This window comes from Soehngenia saccharolytica DSM 12858 (assembly GCF_059568515.1).
Window position 1 is genome coordinate 1 of the sequence record NZ_JCANTN010000058.1, and the last position, 3797, is coordinate 3797.

A 3797-nucleotide genomic window follows, 5' to 3' on the forward strand; every position below is an offset into this window, starting at 1 on the left:
GTTAAGCTTTTTAGAAATATTATACAAGAAAAAATGTATAAATTTGTGCATTTTGAGATTCTAATTTTTCTACATTATCAGTTTATCATTTACAATCCGTAAAAATACCTTTTCTTTTTCTAAAATTTCTTCTTCATCATTTCTGAAACAGAAAAAATACGTCAAGTTCTTATAAAAAGTAAATAATGTCCTTATCCCTTTACCCTTTTATCCCCATTTCCCTTGTATTTTATATACTTTATCCCCATTCTTGCATCAAGAAATGTGAATAAAATCTTAATATAAGGACTTTATTTTCATTTTGATAGAACTTTACCGCTTATGAAACAACTTTTCTGTTTCTGATAATTTTAAACATATCATTTTTAGAAACAGAAAAAAAGTCCTATGTTATATCTAAAAAGTAAATAAAGTCCTATTACAAATTACCTTTATTTCCCATTTATCTTGTGTCTTGGAACTCTATTAACTCCAGTATTTTCAACACTTTCCCTTATTCCTTATCCCTTTAGATAATACAACTTTATTTTATTTTTGAAACAACTAATTAACCCCTATTTTAAGCCCAAAATATTTCCTATTTTCCTTACCCCTTTTTCCTTAATCCTAACTATATGTAACCCAAATAAACTCCTTTTCTTTTTCAAATAAACTCCTTTCACCAACACCCCTCAAACCCTTGAAAATACTGGCTTGTTATTCTCTTCCAATTTCCCATTTAATTCCTTTTTCCTTATTCCTTACTTCCTAAAGTCCTTTCATTCCTCAATTTTTAGGGCAAAAAATGAAAATAAAGTGCTTTTAGAGAAAAGGGTTAAGGGGGGAGGATTAAGGGGGGATTTTGTCCATTTTTCATTTCATTTTCTTTTCCATTCAATCTTCCAATCCATTGATTTTTCTGGCTTTTAGCCTTATTCCTTGTTCCTTATCCCTTAAAACTAATACATAAAAAAACATGGCCTACAGGGCTTTTCTTCTCCCTAATAAACCATGTTTTCTAATACTACTTTATTTACCCCGTTTCATACATTTGCAAAATGATAGGAGTTTATTTGATGGAGACATAACCATGTTTGTGCTTACATCTCTGTTCTATTGTACATTGCTTTTGCCAATGTAACTTCGTCAAAGTATTCTAAATCCCCACCTACTGGTATGCCATGAGCTATTCTAGTAACTTTGACTCCTAAAGGCTTAATGAGCTTTGAAATATAAAGCGCAGTAGCTTCTCCTTCTACTGTGGGATTTGTTGCAAGTATTACTTCTTTTACTTCATCTTCTTTAAATCGCTCCAACAATCCTTTTATATTTAAATCAGAAGGCCCAATATTATCCATCGGTGAAATTGTCCCATGAAGCACATGATAAAGCCCTTTGTACTCTTTGGTTCTCTCCATGGCCACTACATCTCTTGGTCCTTCTACTACACATATGGTCTTTCTATCTCTTGTGCTGTCTTTGCAAATAGTGCACATATCCGAATCTGTAAAATTGCCACATACACTGCAAAACTTAATTTTATCTTTAGCTTCGATTATTGCCTGAGAAAGCCTTAAGGCTTCATCTCTATCCATTTCCAGCACAAAAAAAGCTAACCTCTGAGCAGATTTTCTGCCTATTCCAGGAAGTTTTGAAAACTGCTCAATTAAGTTTGCTATAGGCAATGCATAATAATCCATCTACATCTCTCCTTTAGAATAGCCCTGGTATGTTCATGCCCCCTGTTACACTTTGCATCTCTTTTGCTGCAAATTCTTCAGCTTTTCTTAAAGCTTCATTTACTGCAGCTACTATTAAGTCTTGTAACATTTCTACATCTTCAGGGTCTACTACATCTTTGTCAATATCTATGCTTAAAACTTCTTTTTTCCCATTCACAACTACTTTTATCGCTCCACCGCCTGCTGTAGCCTCAATTTCTTCTGCATCGATTTTAGCTTGAATTTCTTCCATTTTCTTTTGCATCTTCTGCATTTGTTTCATCATATTATTCATATTTCCACCCATTCCTGGATATCCGCCTTTTGCCATCGTTATTCCTCCTCTATAATTTCTACTAAATCTTCACCAAAGAAGTCTATTACTTCTTTTATTTTTTCTTCCTTTGTCTTCTCTTTTATTCCTATTTCGTTCTCTTTGGTCATTTCTTCTAATTGGTCTGACATAGCAAATACCAATTCTATAGGAGTGCTAAAATATTCTGAAAGTGTCTGTTCTAAAAATTCTTTGTTTTGTGGTGAATTCACTGCATTTTTATGAAATTCAAACCCTTCTTTATATGTTATTACAATCCTGTTTTCATCTACTCTTTGTACTTCTCCCTCCATAATTAAAGCGTATATGCTGATTTTTTTGGACTTGATAATCTGCATAATTTTAGGCCATTGTGCTTTTACGTATTTTAATGAAAATTTCTCTTCATTTGTGCTCTGTGTAACGTTAGTCTCTTGTTTTAGTGCCTCCACTTTTGTCGAGAGTTTTTCTTTTGGTTCTTCTTTAATGCTTTCTTTAACGGCTTTCTCTTGTTTTGTAGATTTTCTCTCTTCTGAGATTGATACATCACTCTCAATCATCTTAACTATTGCAAGCTCTAAAACGATACGAGGTTGTAGCGCCCATTTTACATTTGAATCCGTATCTCTAAGTATTTCCAAACATCTTAATATTTCTTCTAACTGAAACTTCTCACTTTGAGTGACATATCTATCTACATCTTCTGTAAAAATAAGCTCTTCAGGGTTTTTAGACACCTTTGAAATCATCAAATTTCTAAAGTGATATGTCAAATCCTTTACGAATTGTTGAATGTCTTTTCCTTCCAAAATTACTCTCTCTAAAATTTCAAGAGATTTGCCTAGATCCTTTTCATTTATAGCATCAACTAATTCAAAAATCAAGTCACTGCTTGTTATTCCTAAAATATTGATGCAATCCTCATAAGTTATATTTTTGTTATCATATGCAATAAGTTGATCCAAAAGACTTAGAGCATCTCTCATGGCTCCGTCGGAGTTTCTTGCAACTAGTTCCAATGCTCTTTTCTCTACAGTAATATGCATGCTATCAATTATGGTTTGCATATTTGTGATAATATCGTTATTTGTTATCCTCTTAAAATCAAACCTTTGGCATCTCGATAAAATGGTTTGTGGTAGTCTTTCAGGCTCAGTTGTTGCAAGTATAAATATCAAGTGTTTAGGTGGCTCTTCCAAAGTCTTTAGTAAAGCATTGAAAGCTTCATTTGTTAGCATGTGAACTTCATCTATAATATAAACTTTGTACTTTGCAACTGATGGTGGATATATTATCTTTTCTTTTAATTCCCTTATATCCTCTATCTTTCTGTTGCTTGCAGCATCCATCTCTATAACATCCATCAAGCTCTCGTCCAATATGCCTTTGCACACGCTACATTCATTGCATGGATTTCCGTCTATTGGATTTAAACAATTCACAGCTCTTGAGAGCACTTTAGCGGCTGAAGTCTTACCTGTTCCCCTGGTTCCCGAAAAAAGGTATGCATGACCAATGTTGCCACTTTTTACTTGGTTTTTTAATATTTTTGTGACATGATCTTGACCTAAAATATCATCAAATGTTTTAGGCCTATATTTCCTATATAGGGCTTGATACATAGCTATCATCCTTACTGTTTAATATTTATAATTATATCAAAATTATCAATGTTTAACAAATTATGATTTAAGGCGAATTGTATAATTAAATGAAACACAACTAAAAAAACAACGCTCATGAGAGCTTCTCTGTTATAATGTTATCAACGACAATAAACAGAA

The 3797-nt window shown here is 32.7% G+C and carries 3 protein-coding genes; all 3 read right to left on the reverse strand.

The window, feature by feature from the left end; all coding sequences use genetic code 11:
• Positions 1–1079: 1079 nt before the first annotated feature.
• From recR to dnaX, 3 genes are read right to left on the reverse strand one after another with little or no spacing between them, the layout of a single operon-like run.
• Complete coding sequence (recR, locus tag BO51_RS09960) at positions 1080–1679, reverse strand: recombination mediator RecR (RefSeq protein ID WP_496486276.1); 600 nt, start codon at positions 1677–1679, stop codon at positions 1080–1082.
• A 13-nt stretch (positions 1680–1692) separates the two neighbouring features.
• Positions 1693–2031, reverse strand: a complete 339-nt coding sequence (locus BO51_RS09965) for a YbaB/EbfC family nucleoid-associated protein (protein WP_463261270.1) — start codon at positions 2029–2031, stop codon at positions 1693–1695.
• A 2-nt stretch (positions 2032–2033) separates the two neighbouring features.
• Positions 2034–3635, reverse strand: a complete 1602-nt coding sequence (gene dnaX / locus BO51_RS09970; RefSeq protein ID WP_496486279.1) for a DNA polymerase III subunit gamma/tau — start codon at positions 3633–3635, stop codon at positions 2034–2036.
• Positions 3636–3797: the final 162 nt, after the last annotated feature.

What these genes read in the sequence shown, in the direction of transcription:
- recR (WP_496486276.1), bottom strand. Translation starts at nt 1,679, where the DNA reads ATGGATTATTATGCATTGCCTATAGCAAACTTAATTGAGCAGTTTTCA.
- BO51_RS09965 (WP_463261270.1), bottom strand. Translation starts at nt 2,031, where the DNA reads ATGGCAAAAGGCGGATATCCAGGAATGGGTGGAAATATGAATAATATG.
- dnaX (WP_496486279.1), bottom strand. Translation starts at nt 3,635, where the DNA reads ATGTATCAAGCCCTATATAGGAAATATAGGCCTAAAACATTTGATGAT.